General features: G+C 53.2%; 1 protein-coding gene. It reads right to left on the reverse strand.

Features of this window, described 5'->3' with window-relative positions:
• Positions 1-479: hypothetical protein (locus tag AC1DIJ_RS30920; RefSeq protein WP_477831760.1), on the reverse strand; the 479-nt coding region annotated here is incomplete at both ends.

The following is a 479-nucleotide window of genomic DNA, read 5'->3' on the forward strand; positions in this document are numbered from 1 at the left end:
GGAAAAAGCTTGTCCTTAAACAACTCGGAGAAAAGCGGAACCTTCCCGAGATCCATATGGAATCCTTAAACAACTCGGAGAAAAGCGGAACCTTCCCGAGATCCATATGGAAAATTGTTGTTCTGCCGGGTGTGACCGTCAGAATCTGATCGAGAAGATAGGAGCTGCCTGTCGAGAACTGCTCCTTCACGGTTTCATTCAGGATTGACTGAACGACGAATGGCTCCGAGTTCAAGATGGAATTCGAGTATGTTTCGCCGGTCAAAAAGGCTCTGGCGAGATTGCTAACAGCCTTGGCGGCGTCTGTTCGCTCACCAAGCGCGAGATCAGTGCTGTTCGCGGTCTGAGCGGCCTTCAGACCATCTGCATTCGCGGCGTCGCCGGCCTCTGTAGAGCTGCTCGGCCAGACTGTGACAGGCGTTTTGTCGTCACCGTGCGCGTCTTTCGCGATCGTGCAATCGACAGCATAGACGCTCTTC

This window comes from Rhizobium sp. 10N427, assembly GCF_056394605.1.